The following is a 16,267-nucleotide window of genomic DNA, read 5'->3' as shown; positions in this document are numbered from 1 at the left end:
CTTCGGGAAATTATTCTATATATATTTATTCTACATAAAAAGCGAAAATCCTTTTTGAAAAAAAAGAATTCTCGCTTTTTTATACTTTGTCAACAGTCTGATCATCTAAGAGATGATTTTTTGCTTTTTATAATATCAACAAAATTTTTAATAATTCTTGCTGTCATACCCCATATGACATATTCTTTATATTTATAAAATAGAACGGGATATTTTCCTGTTCTCCAATTATAATTTTTCCCACTTGGAATCATATGAAATGGAAAAGTTTCAGGAATATGTGCGTTAAGGTATATAAAGTGTTTTTGGGGTTCATTTTCCATAAAAAAATCTATTGGAACGGTAAAAACTTCTGATACTTCGTCTTTATTAAATTGAATTTTTTTAGGATCTATTGATGAGATACTTCCTAAAAAAGGATATAGTATTATATTATAAGGTAAGACTAAAAAATCTAAAGAACCAAAGATTTTTATATGATCTGATGAAATATTTAATTCTTCACAAGTTTCTCTGATAGCGCACATTTTTTCAGATTCGTTTTTTTCTATTTTTCCTCCAGGAAAACATATTTCTTTTGGCTGTACCTTTAAATGATCTGAACGAATTTCAAATAAAAGTTCAAGTTGATCTTTAACTTTAACTATAGGTACTAAAACAGAAAATCTTTCATAATTTCCTTCAGGCTTAGCTTGTCTATTTTGAAAAAATTCTTGAATTGCAGGAAAATTCATTATAATCACCTATCCTATTATGAAGTTTATGTTAGAGTTTAACAATAGCAATCTAGCTTGAAAAAATGTAAACTCATTATAATAATAGTATACGATAATTTACGCAAATTAAAAACTACTTTAATAGGTATATAATTTTATGATCTTGTCTAAAATACTTAAAGAAAAATGATAGGAGGGGTAAATATGGATCATTTAAGTGTTATGAGTATACGAGTAGATCATAGAAAAGATTCTGCTCCTCGTATGCAGGAGATTCTAACAAAAAATGGAGATATTATTGTAGGAAGATTTGGTATACATGATCCAGAGGAAGTGAATAATGGCTTGATTACATTAAATTTAAGAGCTGATATGGGCAGAATACAGAATATGATGGATCAATTAAATGGACTCGAAGGCGTAAAAGTAAATCATATGCAGGCATAATAAAAGGCAAATTTTGATATTTCCCATTCTTCCCGAAATTCAGTATACTTATATATAAGGAGGGATGAGGATATGAAAAAATTTCTAACTGGTATGGCTATAGGTTTGCTACTATTTACAGGAGCAGGTTCGTTAAATGCTCAAGCTGTAAGTAAAGTGCATACAGTTTTACCAGGAGATACTCTTTGGAAAATAGCACAAAGGTATGAGGTTGGATTTTCAGAATTGATTTATGAAAATAAGCAGTTAAAGAATCCAAATATTATTTATCCAGGAATAAAGATAAATATTCCGGATGTAGAAGCAGAGAGAACTTTTGAAAAGGAAGTTATAAGATTAGTCAATGCAGAAAGAGAAAAAATGGGATTAAAACCATTAAAAGAAAATTGGGAGTTATCAAGGATTGCGAGGTATAAGTCTAGAGATATGAAAGAGCAGGGATATTTTTCACATACTTCGCCAATTTATGGAACACCTTTTGAAATGATTAAAAATTTTGGCCTTAGTTATTCTTATGCAGGAGAAAATATTGCAAAGGGACAAAAAACTCCAAAAGAAGTAATGATGGCTTGGATGAATTCGCCAGGACACAGAAAAAATATTTTAAGTCCAAATTATACAGAAATCGGTATTGGTTATGCAAAAGATGAAAAGGGAACTAGCTATTGGACTCAAATGTTTATAAAATCTAGAAATTATTAAAAATATTAAGCATGCTAAGGCATGCTTAATATTTTTAGCTTTATTATAAATTGTGCAATTCAGTTTAACCTTTGTTTATTTGTTTGATTTTAGATCCACTATGCTTTGAACCGTAACATTCTAATACTGGTAAGACGAACATAAATCCTACACCGGGCTTGTTGATATGATTTAATTCTTCATTAATTAGATCGATTGTTTTCCTAAGCTTATCTTCTTCTCTAATAACACTTATAATAGTTTTATTATATGGTTTATTTCCTTCTACAAGTTTTCGAATACTTGAAAATATGGGTACATCTATGTGATGCTCTAATAGAACCTTTCCCATACCTACACTATCAATGGTGGTTGCACCTACACCTACCTCATAAAATATATTGTGAATTTGATCTAATTTTTCTGTTTCGTTTAATATAAGAAATAGGGCATACATGGCATTTCCCTCCTTAAAATTATAAATGAGCTTCTTTTGCTTTTATTATAGCACTTTTTGTAGCTAATGGACCAACTATTTCTGTAATAATTGTTGTTGCTAAAAGAATAGTTATGACTAAAGAACCTAGCTCTGAGTTTGAAAACTCTCGATTTACAACAATCGCAAGTCCTACAGCCACACCGACTTGAGACAATAAGCCAAAGCCAATATATTTTTTTACTACTTTAGGAGAATCAGCAATTATTCCTCCAATAGAAGCACCTAATACTTTTCCTATGATTCTAAATATCAAATAGCAAACACCAATAATTCCTATATGAGGAAGTAAAGATATGTCAAGTCTTGAACCTGCTAACGTAAAAAAGGCTGCAATAATTGGTGATGAAAAGCTTTCAACGCTTGAGAAAGCTCTTCTATTGTTAGAAGATATATTTGCAATAACTATTCCTAAAGCCATTGCACAAAGCAGTGGAGATAAATGAAATTTAGTAGCTATTCCAACAAGAAGTATAATCATTCCTGTAATAAAGGGAAGTAGTTCTCCTTCTTTTTTTGAAATCTTTACTAGATATGTTAATATAATACCAAGTACTAAACCAACTAGAATAGATGATACAATTTCCATAATAGGATGTATTAATATTTTATAAAGAGTGACAGTTTCATGCTTGATGAACACCTTTGCTACTGAAGAAGCGATAGCATAAATCATTAAACAAATAGCATCGTCTATTGCTACAACACCAAGTAAAGTACTTGTTAGGGGACCTTTTGCATTGTATTCCTTTAAAACCATTACAGTTGCTGCTGGAGCAGTAGCAGAAGATACAGCTCCTAAAATTAAAGCAGTAGATATATTTTTAGTTAGTAAATAGGTAATAGCAGTTACAAATAAAAATGCTGATAAAGCTTCACAGGTTGCAATGACAAATATAGATTTGCCTAATTTTTTAATAACTGATATTTGAAGTTCACTACCTATGTTAAAAGCAATTATTCCTAAAGCAAAGTCGCTTAGAAAAGATAATTTTTCTATCATCTCGCTGTTAACGATATTAAAGCCAGAGGTTCCCAAAATAAGACCTGCTATGATATATCCAGCAACAGCTGGAACTTTGAATCTGTTCATAAGCTTTCCAAACAAAATACCTACAATAAGTGCAATACCTAAACTGATAAATGGATTCATAAGTTAACACCTCACTTGTTTTATTTTTACAGCAGTATATAGTATAAATAATACTATAAGTTTTTACGCCTAACTTATATATTATTCCTAATAATCTAATAAGTAAAATTCTATTTATGTGAAGAATACTTTATTTTTTGTCAAATTTTATGGTTATTTAAGTTTTTGTATGCTGTATATAGTAACACGATAAATTCCTTCATCTTTCATCAGTAAAAAGTTTTTTAATGAATAATATAAAAAAGTACCCTGGATTGGGTACTTTTCTTATGCTGTTTCTTTTATAGTTTTCTTATTATGTTTTTTTAGTTTTACTTGTGGTTCAGATGGTAGTCCGAATAGAGGTATAAATCTATCTAGACCAGTTAATGTTAGAAGTAAGATAGATCCTACAGCAACCATAGCCATTACATTGTGTTTGATAATTTCTATTGCAACAAATTCATGTAGTGGATATACTGCTGAAGCAATAGCTACATAGAATCCCATATACACGTGCCATGGAATAAGCTGCGAACCAAATACACCTAGTGCATCTCCGAAAGTTGCATTTCTTAGACGAAGCTTGTACATATCTTCTTCGCTAGCCTCTACATTCTCATCTGTTAAAGATTTGATGATTGGTCCGATTGTAACGATTTGAGCCATTTCATCAGATAAAGCTGCATTTCCAAGAATAGAAAGTAAACCATTTGCAAACATAAGTTGTCTTACATTTGAAACGATGCTTGAGATTAAGTTAGAGATTGGAGCAAATGCTTTGATTCTTCCCATGATTCCACCAAAAGCAGCAACCCACATCATCATAACGATAACCCATGATCCAGCACCTTCAAAACCAGTATATACTAAATCTAAGAAGCTACTAACATTTTCAACAGTACCTGCAACAAGACCTAATACTAAGGATGAAATAATACCTAATCCTAAACAAGCAAGAGTTGGCAAGCCTTTAACAGCTACAACTAATACGATTAATAATGGAATAATCATATAATATGGTACGCCTTCTTTTACTTGGTTCAATAGAGTAACAGCTGCTGGTTTCTTATTAGCTAAATAGTCCATAACATCAGGAGAAATTTGGCTGATTGCATCAGAAGCGTTTGCAGTTGTATTAGGTAATCCCATACTTAAACCAAATATAATTGCTGCAGTGATTACAAGACATAATATAGACCAAACACCTTGATGTCTGATTCTATGAATAACTTCAACCTTTTGAATACCAGAACTAACTACCGTAGTATCTGAAATAAGTCCGATATTGTCTCCAAAACAAGCTCCACCAGCGATTGCAGCAGTTGTAAGTAATATATGTCCACCAACGATATGATTTAACCATAAAAAGATTGGCGCACATGCTGCAAATGTTCCCCAGGAAGTACCTGTAGCAACAGATAAAATAGCAGTAACTATAAAGCCTGTAACAGCTACTGTTTTTGCAGTCATACCTAGACTAAGTGCCATGTTGATAATAGATGCACCTACACCAGTAGCCATGAAAGCTTCAGCCATAGCATAAGCTAACATAAGAATAAAGAATACAAGCTGCATCTCTTTAACATTTTCAACAGCACAATCAACAATTTCATTGAATTTAAGCTTTTCGGTGATAACTGCAATGATTGCTGCATATACGGTAGCTAATGGTGCTGCTAATAATGCATCCATACCAGAAATCATAAGTCCTGCCATTACAAAAACAGGTGAAAGTTTTGCAAATCCCATTAAAAATCCCATTAAAAATCCTCCTCTAAGTTTATATTTTGCTTTTTAAAGGATGAAACTACAATTACAATTTAGATTTCCTTGATTGCAAGGCCCCCTTCCTATTAAATAGGTAATGTGAAAGGTTTGTGTATGATAAGCTTTTAACAATATTAGTATAACATCTATTTGAAAATATCTGTTAAAAACAGACTATTCAGAAAATTTTAATGAATCTTCCAAATTTAATGCTTATAAGCCTTGCAATTACTTTATTTATACTAAAATAAAAGCTAATAAAAATAGGAAAAGGTTTGCAAATGTTAATAAAATTTAATAAAACTTAATATTTTAAAAATTAAAAACAATGAAATAAATAAACAAAATTCTATGGTTTTCATATTATATATAACGAATTTTTTAAAAAATATTTAGGAGCAATACTAGAAAGACATATAAAACAGGGGAAGTAGCACTTTGATTGTTTTTTGGATATTGTTGTGCTATTCTAAACGTGAAATCATACAGTATATTGTTCCCTGAAAATGATTTTTAGTTAGATTAATGAATCAGTAATTTTATGAATAAAGATTGTTTAAGAGGGGTAGATAAAAATGATAATTAAGAAAAATATAATAGATGATTATTATAAATATATAGAAAATAAATACTGTGCTAAAACATTAGATGAATTATTAGGCAAAAAATATTTTATTAAAGACCAATTGGGAGAAGGAAGTTTTTTTAGAGTAAAAATAGAGAAGGGATTAGAAATATCAGGATTTAATATCTCAAAAATGGAAATGGATTTTGATAGAGTGCCCCATGAGGACATTTTAGAAGTAGGATATTGTTATAGTGGAGATACAAAAATTTTATCCTTACCGGATTATAAAAAATATGCATTTAAAGAGGGAGATATTTTTATTTATAAAGCATTGAATGAATTGGAGCGTTTTAAATTTGAATATAGAAATTGTAAAACTATATCTATTCATATGAATTTTAATATTATCAAAAATGCTGTAAATTCTATTTGGGAAGACAGGATTATAAGAGACTGGCAAGAAAATATCAATAATATATTTAATGAAAATATATTAATTGTTGAAAAAGCTAGCTATGATTTAAGAAAAATAGCACAAGAGATAGATGAAATTTCTAGTAATAATATGATGGGATATATAAAATTAAAATTAAAAGCTATTGAGTTTTTATCTACTTTTCTTGAAGAAAAATCAAAGAAAAATTTAAAAAATATTAAAAATAAAGAAATACAAAGAATCACTAAGGCGAAAGAAATCATCAATGAAAATATTCAAAATACACCTTCTGTTAAAGAATTAGCAATCAAATTAAATACAAGTATTTACAAATTACAAAAATGGTTTAAAGATATTACAGGAGATACGGTCTATGGATATATAAAAAAAGCAAAAATACGAAAAGCAAAATATTTATTAAAAAATACTAATCTATCAATTTTAGAGATTGCTAATGAAATAGGCTATGAAAATCCAAGTAAATTTGCAAATGTATTTAAAAGATATAATGGGATAACACCTTTAAAATACAGAAAATCAAAATAATCAGATTGGATTATATTTTAAAAATTGAATAAGGATATGAGAAATGCTCTAAATAAAAATAGATTTTTATTTTTGGAGCATTTTTTATTTGCTTTGGAGTAGAAAATGATAATCGTTATCAACTATAATCTTTATAGGAAATCATTTGATAAAAATAATACAAAAGAAAGGAGAAATTCATCGATGGAAATATAAAGATATATAAAAAAGTAGGGATTGTATAGAGAGGAGGATAAATATGAAAAAAAAATCTAATTTAAGTTTTCTTTTAGAGGTATCGGGTAAGGAAAAAATCAAATTATATATAGCAGCTATATTTAGTGTAATAAGCTCACTACTTGGCATAGCGCCATATATTTTTATGTACAATATTATATTAGAGATTTTTAAGACTTCTGTAGATTATGAAAAAATCAAGTCAATGGCTATTATTGTAGGGGTGATTGTAGTAGCTAGAATGGTAATATTTTTGGCATCAGGAGTATTTTCACATGTTGCGGCATATACAATACTTTATGAGCTTAGAATGAAAGCAATAAATCATATTTCAAAGTTGAATATGGGATTTTTTACAGGACATACAATTGGAGAAATTAAAAAAACAATTAATGAAGATGTAGAAAAATTGGAAAATTTTATAGCACATCAGATTCCAGATCTAGCTTCAGCAGTAATAACTCCTATTGTAGTTATTACTTATCTTTTATATTTAAATTGGAAGTTAGCTTTAGTTTTATGTATTCCAATTGTTTTAGGCTTCATACTTCAAATGTCAATGTTTAGAGGTATGGAAGGAATGTCAAATCAGTATCATGCTTTGCTTAAAAAGCTGAATGCTACTATTATCCAATATATAAATGGTATGAATGTAATGAAGGCCTTTAATTTATCAGCAAAATCCTTTAAAAATTATAAAGATACTACAAAAGAATATGCAGATTACTGGATTGAAATGACAATGGCGTATTCTCCAAAGTATGCTATATTCTTAGTGCTTATAGATTCTGGACTTTTATTTATGATTCCTATTGGAGGGATTATGCTGTTAAATCAAACTATAAATGTTTCTACTTATATCATATTTTTAATTTTAAGTTCAAATTTCCTTATTTCTTTTAAACAATTATTAGAATTTGGAGCACAATTTTCATTATTGTTAGAAGGAGCTGGTAAAGTAAGAGAAATTCTAAAAAAAGAGCAACAAGTAAAAGGAAATAGAAGGTTAAATGAAAAAATTAAAGGGAAAATAGAATTTAATAATATTACATTTAAATATGATAAGGAAGAAGTTATAAAAAATTTATCTTTAACTATAGAGCCTAATAGTATAGTAGCATTAGTAGGACCTTCGGGTTCAGGAAAGACTACTTTAGGTCAGCTAGTAGGAAGATTTTGGGATGTGAAAGAAGGTAGTATTACTATTGACGGTATCAATATAAAGGAAATTAAAATGGAAGATTTAATGGATAATGTATCATTTGTATTTCAAAATGTTTTTATGCTACATGATACAATAGCAGAAAATATAAAAATGGGTTCAAATAAAAGTACGGAAGAAATCATTGAAGCTAGTAAAAAAGCACAAATCCATGATTTTATCATGAGTCTACCTAATGGATATGATACATTACTTGGAGAAGAGGGAATAAAACTTAGTGGAGGAGAAAAGCAAAGAATATCTATTGCAAGAGCAATACTTAAAGATAGTCCTATTATAATTTTAGATGAAGTAACTTCCTATTCAGATGTAGAAAATGAAAGTAAAATACAGCAAGCACTTAGGACTTTGTTAAGGGGTAAAACAGCTATAATCATAGCCCATAGACTATACACAATAAAAAATGCAGATAAAATCGTAGTATTAAATGAAGGAGAAATTGTAGAACAGGGAACCCATGATTTTCTTATGAATAAAAAAGGACTCTATAGACATCTTTGGGATTTATATGATTATGAAGTCTTAGAAGTAGAAAGGGGGGCATAAGATGCTTTCTGATATAAAAAAATTATTGGGGGAAGACAGTAAAAAACTTAGAAAGCCTATTATTTTATTAACAATAGATACTATATTTCACATGTTTTTTTATGCAATGTTGTATTTTGTATTGTTAGATTTAATTAATGATACATTAAGTTTTTCGAAAATAAAAATATATTCAAGCATTATGATTGCTGCTTTTATTGCTAGAGCGTTAGTGAATGCAAAAGGATATACAGAAATACAAGCTAGAGGGGCTAGAGCTATTGAAAAAATGCGTATTTCACTAGGAGATCATATTAGAAATATAAATTTAGGATTTTTCAACAAAAATAGCATAGGAAGTCTATCTAATATTATGACGAATGATTTACAGGACTTTGAAAAAATAATCACGCATAATACTAGTGATTTAATAAAAACAGTTTTTCTTAGTATTTATCTTCTTGCATTAACCTTTGTCATTGATATACAGCTAGGAATGATTCAACTAGTATTTGTACTAATTGCAATTCCTATCATATATATGGGAGGTGAGAGGGTTAGTGCTATAGGAAAGTATAAAAAACATGTAATGAATCAAGTGATTTCAAGAATGGTTGAGTATCTAAATGGTATACAGGAATTTAGAGCACATAATTTAACAGGAGAAAAATTTGAAAGATTAGAAAATTCCTTTAGAGATTTAAGAAGAGAAAGCATAAGAACAGAAGTGGCTATTGTACCTTTTGTGCTTATATTTCAAATAATAGTCGATATAAGCTTTCCAGTATTACTCTTAATCGCTATAACAAAATTTGGAGTAGGAAGTATAGGGAAAAAAGAATTATTAACTTTTATTATCATAAATATAGCACTTACAAATGTATTAAGAGCATTTGGTGCTCAATATGGAATATTTAGATATCTAAAATTGGCATCACAAAAGTTAATACAAACATATAATACTCCAGAAATGAGCTATAAATATGAAGAAGTAGATTTTGATAATTATAGTATTGAGTTTAAAAATGTAAGCTTTGAATATGAAAAAGGAGAAAATATTATTAATAATTTAAGCTTTGAAGCTAAGGAAGGAACTATGACAGCACTTATAGGGCCTTCTGGTTCAGGAAAAACTACTATTATGAGTTTAATTGCTAGATTTTGGGATATAAACAATGGAACTATCAAAATAGGTGGAAAAGATATAAGAGATATTCATCCTGATGCACTATTAAAGCATATTAGTATGGTATTTCAAGATGTATACCTTTTAAATGATACAATATATAACAATATAAAATTGGGAAATTTAAAGGCAACTGAGGAAGAAGTTATAAGAGCAGCAAAGCTTGCTAATTGCGATGAGTTTATAGAAAAGCTAGAAAATAAATATGAAACAATAGTTGGCGAAGGAGGATCTACTTTATCTGGAGGAGAAAAGCAAAGAATATCTATAGCAAGAGCAATACTTAAAGATGCTCCTATCATATTATTAGATGAAGCTACTGCATCTTTAGATGCAGATAATGAGCTAGAAATTAGAAAATCTATTAAAAAACTTACAGCTAATAAAACGGTAATCGTTATAGCCCATAGATTAAATACAATAAAAGATGCAGATCAAATTATTGTTTTAAACGAAGGAAGGATAGAAGAACGAGGAAAACACAACCAGTTAATTAAGAATAGGAAAAGATATTACAATATGTATAATGAAATGGAAAAAGCTAAACAATGGGAAATATAGAGAATAAATAAGGAAAATTAAGAAGGATGAAAAAATAAAATTTATTTTTTTCTTTATCGACAAAAATTTTGAAATTAGACCTTTACTTTAATAGTATTTTTGTTTGTTAAAATAAAGGTCTTTTTTATTGTATAAATTTATATGAAGCTATATCAATCCTATAATTCTAGCTCCTTGTGTTATAATAAAACATGTAATTATTGCAATAATTGTAGGCATAATGGCTGCAAAAAGTGTCCATTTTAAGCTGTTACATTCTTTTTTGATAGTCCAAAGTGTAGTGGCACAAGGGAAATGCAGGAGTGAAAAGATCATAACATTTAAAGCAGTCAACCAATTCCAACCATTTTCAATAAATAAATTTCCCATTGCATTTAGACTGTCTAATTCAAGTATACTTCCCTTTGCCATATAACTCATAATCAAAATAGGTAGAACGATTTCATTTGCTGGTAAACCAAGAATAAAAGCTATTAATATAAAGCCATCCATACCAATAAGACGACCAAAGGGCTGTAAAATGGCTGCTAAATGTGCTAATATACTTTGATTTCCTATAAATACATTGGCTAAAATCCATGTAATAAGACCGGCAGGAGCAGCTACTAAAGCAGCACGACCTAATACAAATATGGTTCGGTCGATTATGGATCGATAGATAATTTTTCCAAATTGAGGGCGTCTATAAGGGGGAAGTTCCAGTGTAAATGAAGATGGTACTCCTTTTAATATAGTTTTTGAAAGTCCCCATGAAACCAATAATGTTATAGAAATTCCAAACAATACAAGTATACAAACAAAGAAGGTTGCTGCAATACTACGATATTTGCTTGCTACAGCGCTGCCTATAAAAATAGAAGATATGGCAATAAGTGTAGGAAAACGACCGTTGCAAGGAACAAAATTATTTGTAAGCATTGCAATGAGTCTTTCTCTTGGAGAATCAATAATCCTACAAGCAATAATTCCTGCAGCGTTGCATCCAAATCCCATGCTCATTGTAAGGGACTGTTTTCCATGAGCACCTGCTTTTTTAAACAAGCGATCAAGATTAAAGGCTATACGAGGAAGATAACCTAAATCTTCTAGTAGTGTAAAACATGGGAAGAATATAGCCATAGGCGGAAGCATAACGGAAATAACCCACGCTAATGTTCGATACATACCTAATATAAGAATACCGTGAAGCCAAGCTGGAGCATTTGCTTTTATGAAAAAAGTTGTAAGCTGTGCTTCTATGCCAAATAAGAAATCTGCTAAAAGTGCTGATGGTACATTAGCACCTGTTATGGTAATGAAAAAAACTAAGCCTAATAATAAAAACATAATAGGATATCCTGTTATTCTAGAGGTAAGGATGTCATCTAATTTTTTATCCCAATCAATTTTTTTCTTATTGCTTTTGGTAACAACATTATTTGCAATTTCTTCTGCTTGGGAATAAATACTGCTTACCATCATATCCCTAAAATGATTATGTTTTTCTTTAGTAATTTTATTTTGCATAGAAACTAACACATCGTATGGTTGAGTTTTACTATTCATAGACACATGCCACCTCACTTTGGTGCTTGAAACAGTTTTCGGTATATAAAAATTGCTGTATGGAATCTAATAGGGTTTTATCCCCTTCTAATATTTTTAAAGCTACCCATCTAGGATTTAATTGATCTCCTAATAATCCTTTTATATGAGGGATGAGTTTTTTTATTTCTTCCTCAATTTCTTTAGGATATACAATTCTTTTAGGAGAGCTTTTTTCAAGTCCTATGCTAATATTATGAATTTTATCCATAAGTTCAATTAATCCTTCACCACTTCTAGCAGAGGTACCTACTACAGGAATACCTAGAGCTTTTGCTAAAGCTTTTGTATCTATAAATATTCCTTTTCTTTTAGCTTCATCCATTAAATTGACGCAAAGGATAACATGATCAGTAAGCTCCATAACCTGTAGAACTAAGTTTAGGTTTCTTTCAAGACAGGTTGCATCTGTAACTACAACAGTAGCATCCGGTTTTCCAAAGCAAATGAAATCTCTTGCTACTTGTTCTTCAACTGAATTAGCTAAAAGGGAGTATGTTCCAGGCAAATCTACAAGTACGAATTTTTTGTTTTTGTATTTATAACTACCTCGAGTGTTTGAAACAGTTTTTCCGGGCCAATTCCCTGTATGCTGTTTAAGTCCTGTCAAAGCATTAAATACAGTACTTTTTCCTACATTTGGGTTACCCGCTAAAGCAATTACTAATCTATCATTATTCCCTACTCGTATATTGAATTTTTCTTTTAATAGAGCTTTACCACATGATTGACAGGTAAGTCCCATTCCTTTTCCTCCCTTCTATAGAGTTAAATTGGCTTTACTAAAATAAGAGATGCTTCTTCGCCTCTTAAAGCAATTATGGCACCTCTTATGTTATATGCAACAGGATCTCCTAATGGACTTTTTCTGATTACACTGACAACTGTTCCGGGAACAAGACCCAAATCTAACATTCTTCTTCTTGATAAGCCTGTTGTTATCAAATCTGAGACGCGGCCAGCAGTTCCTACAGAAAGAGTAGAAAGTGGAATAAGCTTTTCCATTTTTGACCTCCTATTTTTATTAGCTAATGATTATTCTAAGAAAAATTTTAAAAAATTATCTTTAGCTAATAAATTTTTGTTTACATTTACATATTATGTAATGAGGAAAAAAAGGTTACAAAATAAAATAAATAAGAACAAATATAAAATTGTCCTTATTTATCTTCATGCAAAAAAAATTTTGGGTATGCAATACGGATATTATTTTCTTTGAAGGTTTTTAGAATGTGTTCATAAATACGATTTCTTAGAAACCATTGAAAATGAGGATTTACTATACCGATAATAATATATTTTGCTCCTCCTAATTTCCCGTCTAATGATACAACTCCTAATAAACTGAACTCTGAATAATTAGAATTTCCGATTTTATATAACTTATCATCGTACTTACTATTGATGTATTCACAGACTTGATTTAAAGTTTGTTCTACTAATGGATGATTTTCTTCAAAAGGAACGACAACCTCTATAATTACTCTTGCCTTTTCTTTATAATAATTTTTCAAAGTCTTGATTTCTCCGTTAGGTATGTAGACTTTTCTCATAGTCCATTCTCGTATAGCTGTTGAGCGAAGACCGATTTCTTCGACAGTCCCGTAATATGCTTCATTAATACTGACATAATCTCCAACCTTCATTTGTCTTTCAAATAAAATGAAAAAACCGTTGATAATATCTTTTATAAGGTTTTGTGCACCAAGTCCTGCAATTAATGTAATAATACCAGCACCTGTTATGATAGTAGATTTTTTTATGAGTCCAAATTCACTTAAAATATTTAATATAGCAAGTGTAAGAATAAAGTAAGCAAATAGGGAATCTACAATGCTTTTTATAGTCATTTCACGCTGTTCATTGAATTTTGTAATTTGAATAATCTTAGCTGTAAGAAACATGACAAATCGAATCAAACAAAACGATATGAAAAGAATAAGGAGTGAAGTGAAAAATGGTTTAATATGATTAGGAAAATGAATATTTTTTATAAAGGATAAATCCATAATTTTAACCTCCGAAATAAGGGTGTAAATTACATTTAATATTCTCTACAATGATGGTATTTACTATACCTTGTTTTTAAATTTATTGAATTATAGTAACGTATTTTCATGTGATTTCAGTAAGCTTTTTTACAATGAAAAAACCTCTATGGATTTTATAGAGGTTTTTATAATTCAAATAAGTTTCTTTTATAAATTGTGTATAATTCATTTAATGTATTCATTTTATTGTTCATTTCTAATTGAAGCTTTGATACAGTTTCATAATCCTCTTTATCAATAGCTTCTCTTATTTTTGTAAATAGTGATTTTTTATTTAAGCTATCTTTCATTAAATAATATCTTAAATGATTGATTTTTTCCCAAGTTACTACATCTAAATCTGTTACATAATCGTTTTTATGAAGCTTTTTATAGCTTCTTACAATATTCATATTTTCTGGAATGATTCGGTTGTATAATTCTGTTGTCCATTGAGTTAAAGTAGCAGTTTTATAGGAATTAATAATTGATTCATTGAAAACATTTCCTTTTAGTAAAACAGATTTTTTCTCTGGATACTTTTCAAAATTCACCAGATTGTCCCAAACAGTAGCAGGAGGCTTACCGAATAAAGCAACTCTTTCTTTTTCTGTATAATCTTCAAATACATCTTCTTCACTTCTGTAGGCTCTTTCCTTTTCAAGATAAAAGGAAGCTTCTCCAGCTTTTTTAGATAGAGTTTCTTCGAGTTCATAAGAAGCTTTATTATTTTGTAAGGCAGCTTGTATACCATCAAGCATTGCTTGATAAACAGAAGCAAGAACTAAATATGTATTACTTGTAGGATTTGGAGATCTTAATTCAAACCTTGTAGCCATTGGATTTTTCATATCACGAATAAGACCAACTAAAACGGTTCTGTTGCGTGAAGGAGATTCAGCAGAATGTCCAATAGAACAAACTGTACATACAGGAGCTTCAAAGCCAGGCTTTAAACGATTGAAAGCATCATTAGTAGCAGTAACGAATGGATTTACTACTTCATAATTTTTGAGTAGTCCCATAATAGCACCAAACCCAATAGGGTTCATGTAATCTTTTTTCATATCAATAGGAGCGAAAAGATTTTTCATTTTTCCGTTTTTAAGCTTTAGTGCTACACCAACATGATGATGTTCACCGTTTCCTGCAACTCCTTCAATTGGTTTTGCCATGAAAGTAACTTCTAAACCATTTGCCATGAAAGTGTCTTTTACTACATCACGTGCAATTAATTCATTATCAGCACATTGTAGTGCAGTACAGTATTTCCAATCTATTTCTAATTGCTCCATAATATGATCAAAGCTTCCGTTTTCTGTAAGCTTTGCTTTTACTCCACCAACCTCTTTATGTCCCATCTCTGCTTCTAATCCATAATTATTTAATGCTAAAAGTGACTGTTCCATTGCTGTACGAACTGGACCAATAGTTCTTTTCCAATATTGCTCCTTTAATACTTGAGAAGTAGAGAGCTGTTCTATATCTGCTTTATCATCAGGTGTTTTTACCCAAAATTCAAGCTCTGTTGCAGCAGTTAAAACAACTTCTTCAATATCATCTGTTGAGTTTATACCTAAAGCTTCTAGTACATATGGATATTCTTTTAGGAGCTTTAAGATTTGATTTTTAAAATGTCCTACAGCATTGAATAAGATGGAACGAGAGTCGACTTTTACGTTGTTATGAATGAGAAAAGAAGGAATTCTAAGTGTTCCTACTGGAAGATTTGTTTGTGCATCGTAGTGATCAAAATTGTAGTCAACGAACCAGTTAACAGATTTGTCAGGAATCAAATCAACTTTTGCATTATTCAAGGTAGCAATTTCAGGAAGAATTACACTAGAGCCATCTGTTTGAACACCACAAGTTAAAAAGTGATCAATGTCATTTAGAAAAAGATTTACAGGGATTTTTTCATCTGTATCATTTCCCCCTAAATCTACTCCTACTAGTGAAACAAATTTAATTTCAGGATGCTTTTTTAATATGGAAGTGATTTCTTCGGGAGAATGGTGTGATGCAGGAAGAAGAAACAATAGATGATCCATTTTAGAATATAAAGTATCTTTTATCATATTTTCACCCCTTGTCCTAAATTATTACTATATCGGATAATTATAACATAAATGCAATTTTTGTAAAGAAAAA

Annotated in this window: 14 protein-coding genes; 5 read left to right on the top strand and 9 right to left on the bottom strand. The window is 29.8% G+C overall.

The genetic code is table 11. From position 1 onward, the window contains the following. Positions 1-101: 101 nt before the first annotated feature. Positions 102-734: an NUDIX hydrolase gene (locus tag KVH43_RS01170; RefSeq protein ID WP_218283111.1), complete on the bottom strand. Its 633-nt coding sequence runs from the start codon at positions 732-734 to the stop codon at positions 102-104. A gap of 186 nt (positions 735-920) precedes the next feature. On the opposite strand from KVH43_RS01170, the gene KVH43_RS01165 reads away from it, so the two are divergent. Together KVH43_RS01165 and safA are read left to right on the top strand one after the other, a co-directional pair. After that, complete coding sequence (locus KVH43_RS01165) at positions 921-1,163, top strand: hypothetical protein (RefSeq protein ID WP_218283110.1); 243 nt, start codon at positions 921-923, stop codon at positions 1,161-1,163. Between the two features lie 72 nt (positions 1,164-1,235). Beyond that, positions 1,236-1,865 carry a SafA/ExsA family spore coat assembly protein gene (gene safA, locus KVH43_RS01160; protein ID WP_218283109.1) on the top strand — a complete coding sequence of 210 codons (630 nt, stop codon included), beginning with the start codon at positions 1,236-1,238 and terminating at the stop codon, positions 1,863-1,865. Between the two features lie 64 nt (positions 1,866-1,929). On the opposite strand, the gene KVH43_RS01155 is transcribed toward safA, so the two are convergent. The 3 genes from KVH43_RS01155 to KVH43_RS01145 all read right to left on the bottom strand — a co-directional run bounded on the left by KVH43_RS01155 (position 1,930) and on the right by KVH43_RS01145 (position 5,236). Further along, positions 1,930-2,301 (bottom strand): P-II family nitrogen regulator, encoded by a 372-nt coding sequence (locus tag KVH43_RS01155; protein WP_218283108.1) that lies wholly within the window; start codon positions 2,299-2,301, stop codon positions 1,930-1,932. Positions 2,302-2,320: 19 nt separating this feature from the next. Further along, positions 2,321-3,493: a cation:proton antiporter gene (locus KVH43_RS01150; RefSeq protein ID WP_218283107.1), complete on the bottom strand. Its 1,173-nt coding sequence runs from the start codon at positions 3,491-3,493 to the stop codon at positions 2,321-2,323. 267 nt (positions 3,494-3,760) lie between these two features. Then, positions 3,761-5,236: a Na+/H+ antiporter NhaC family protein gene (locus KVH43_RS01145; RefSeq protein ID WP_218283106.1), complete on the bottom strand. Its 1,476-nt coding sequence runs from the start codon at positions 5,234-5,236 to the stop codon at positions 3,761-3,763. A 581-nt stretch (positions 5,237-5,817) separates the two neighbouring features. On the opposite strand from KVH43_RS01145, the gene KVH43_RS01140 reads away from it, so the two are divergent. The 3 genes from KVH43_RS01140 to KVH43_RS01130 all read left to right on the top strand — a co-directional run bounded on the left by KVH43_RS01140 (position 5,818) and on the right by KVH43_RS01130 (position 10,502). Then, on the top strand, positions 5,818-6,792 hold the full coding sequence (locus tag KVH43_RS01140; RefSeq protein ID WP_218283105.1) for a helix-turn-helix domain-containing protein: 975 nt from the start codon (positions 5,818-5,820) through the stop codon (positions 6,790-6,792). Between the two features lie 238 nt (positions 6,793-7,030). Then, complete coding sequence (locus tag KVH43_RS01135; protein ID WP_218283104.1) at positions 7,031-8,776, top strand: ABC transporter ATP-binding protein; 1,746 nt, start codon at positions 7,031-7,033, stop codon at positions 8,774-8,776. A 1-nt stretch (position 8,777) separates the two neighbouring features. Continuing rightward, entirely contained in the window at positions 8,778-10,502 is a 1,725-nt protein-coding gene (locus KVH43_RS01130; RefSeq protein ID WP_218283103.1) for an ABC transporter ATP-binding protein, read from the top strand. 147 nt (positions 10,503-10,649) lie between these two features. On the opposite strand, the gene KVH43_RS13360 is transcribed toward KVH43_RS01130, so the two are convergent. The 5 genes from KVH43_RS13360 to KVH43_RS01105 all read right to left on the bottom strand — a co-directional run bounded on the left by KVH43_RS13360 (position 10,650) and on the right by KVH43_RS01105 (position 16,194). Then, on the bottom strand, positions 10,650-12,047 hold the full coding sequence (locus tag KVH43_RS13360; RefSeq protein ID WP_218283102.1) for a nucleoside recognition domain-containing protein: 1,398 nt from the start codon (positions 12,045-12,047) through the stop codon (positions 10,650-10,652). Further along, on the bottom strand, positions 12,040-12,831 hold the full coding sequence (locus tag KVH43_RS13355; protein ID WP_218283101.1) for a FeoB small GTPase domain-containing protein: 792 nt from the start codon (positions 12,829-12,831) through the stop codon (positions 12,040-12,042). Before KVH43_RS13355 ends, KVH43_RS13360 begins: the two co-directional genes overlap by 8 nt. Positions 12,832-12,854: 23 nt before the next feature. Beyond that, a complete protein-coding gene (locus tag KVH43_RS01115; RefSeq protein WP_218283100.1) occupies positions 12,855-13,091 on the bottom strand; it encodes a FeoA family protein in 237 nt (78 codons plus the stop codon). Positions 13,092-13,246: 155 nt separating this feature from the next. After that, positions 13,247-14,095, bottom strand: a complete 849-nt coding sequence (locus KVH43_RS01110; protein ID WP_218283099.1) for a mechanosensitive ion channel family protein — start codon at positions 14,093-14,095, stop codon at positions 13,247-13,249. A 167-nt stretch (positions 14,096-14,262) separates the two neighbouring features. Beyond that, entirely contained in the window at positions 14,263-16,194 is a 1,932-nt protein-coding gene (locus KVH43_RS01105) for a glutamine synthetase (RefSeq protein ID WP_255547778.1), read from the bottom strand. Between the last annotated feature and the right edge of the window lie 73 nt (positions 16,195-16,267).

The organism is Crassaminicella indica, assembly GCF_019203185.1.
In the GTDB taxonomy this organism is placed as follows: Bacteria; Bacillota; Clostridia; order Peptostreptococcales; family Thermotaleaceae; genus Crassaminicella; species Crassaminicella indica.
This window is presented reverse-complemented; position numbering and strand designations above follow the sequence as displayed.

What these genes read in the sequence shown, in the direction of transcription:
- KVH43_RS01110 (WP_218283099.1), bottom strand. Translation starts at nt 14,095, where the DNA reads ATGGATTTATCCTTTATAAAAAATATTCATTTTCCTAATCATATTAAA.
- KVH43_RS01170 (WP_218283111.1), bottom strand. Translation starts at nt 734, where the DNA reads ATGAATTTTCCTGCAATTCAAGAATTTTTTCAAAATAGACAAGCTAAG.
- KVH43_RS01140 (WP_218283105.1), top strand. Translation starts at nt 5,818, where the DNA reads ATGATAATTAAGAAAAATATAATAGATGATTATTATAAATATATAGAA.
- KVH43_RS01165 (WP_218283110.1), top strand. Translation starts at nt 921, where the DNA reads ATGGATCATTTAAGTGTTATGAGTATACGAGTAGATCATAGAAAAGAT.
- KVH43_RS01155 (WP_218283108.1), bottom strand. Translation starts at nt 2,301, where the DNA reads ATGTATGCCCTATTTCTTATATTAAACGAAACAGAAAAATTAGATCAA.
- KVH43_RS01150 (WP_218283107.1), bottom strand. Translation starts at nt 3,493, where the DNA reads ATGAATCCATTTATCAGTTTAGGTATTGCACTTATTGTAGGTATTTTG.
- KVH43_RS01115 (WP_218283100.1), bottom strand. Translation starts at nt 13,091, where the DNA reads ATGGAAAAGCTTATTCCACTTTCTACTCTTTCTGTAGGAACTGCTGGC.
- KVH43_RS01145 (WP_218283106.1), bottom strand. Translation starts at nt 5,236, where the DNA reads ATGGGATTTTTAATGGGATTTGCAAAACTTTCACCTGTTTTTGTAATG.
- KVH43_RS13355 (WP_218283101.1), bottom strand. Translation starts at nt 12,831, where the DNA reads ATGGGACTTACCTGTCAATCATGTGGTAAAGCTCTATTAAAAGAAAAA.
- KVH43_RS01130 (WP_218283103.1), top strand. Translation starts at nt 8,778, where the DNA reads ATGCTTTCTGATATAAAAAAATTATTGGGGGAAGACAGTAAAAAACTT.
- safA (WP_218283109.1), top strand. Translation starts at nt 1,236, where the DNA reads ATGAAAAAATTTCTAACTGGTATGGCTATAGGTTTGCTACTATTTACA.
- KVH43_RS01135 (WP_218283104.1), top strand. Translation starts at nt 7,031, where the DNA reads ATGAAAAAAAAATCTAATTTAAGTTTTCTTTTAGAGGTATCGGGTAAG.
- KVH43_RS01105 (WP_255547778.1), bottom strand. Translation starts at nt 16,194, where the DNA reads ATGATAAAAGATACTTTATATTCTAAAATGGATCATCTATTGTTTCTT.
- KVH43_RS13360 (WP_218283102.1), bottom strand. Translation starts at nt 12,047, where the DNA reads ATGAATAGTAAAACTCAACCATACGATGTGTTAGTTTCTATGCAAAAT.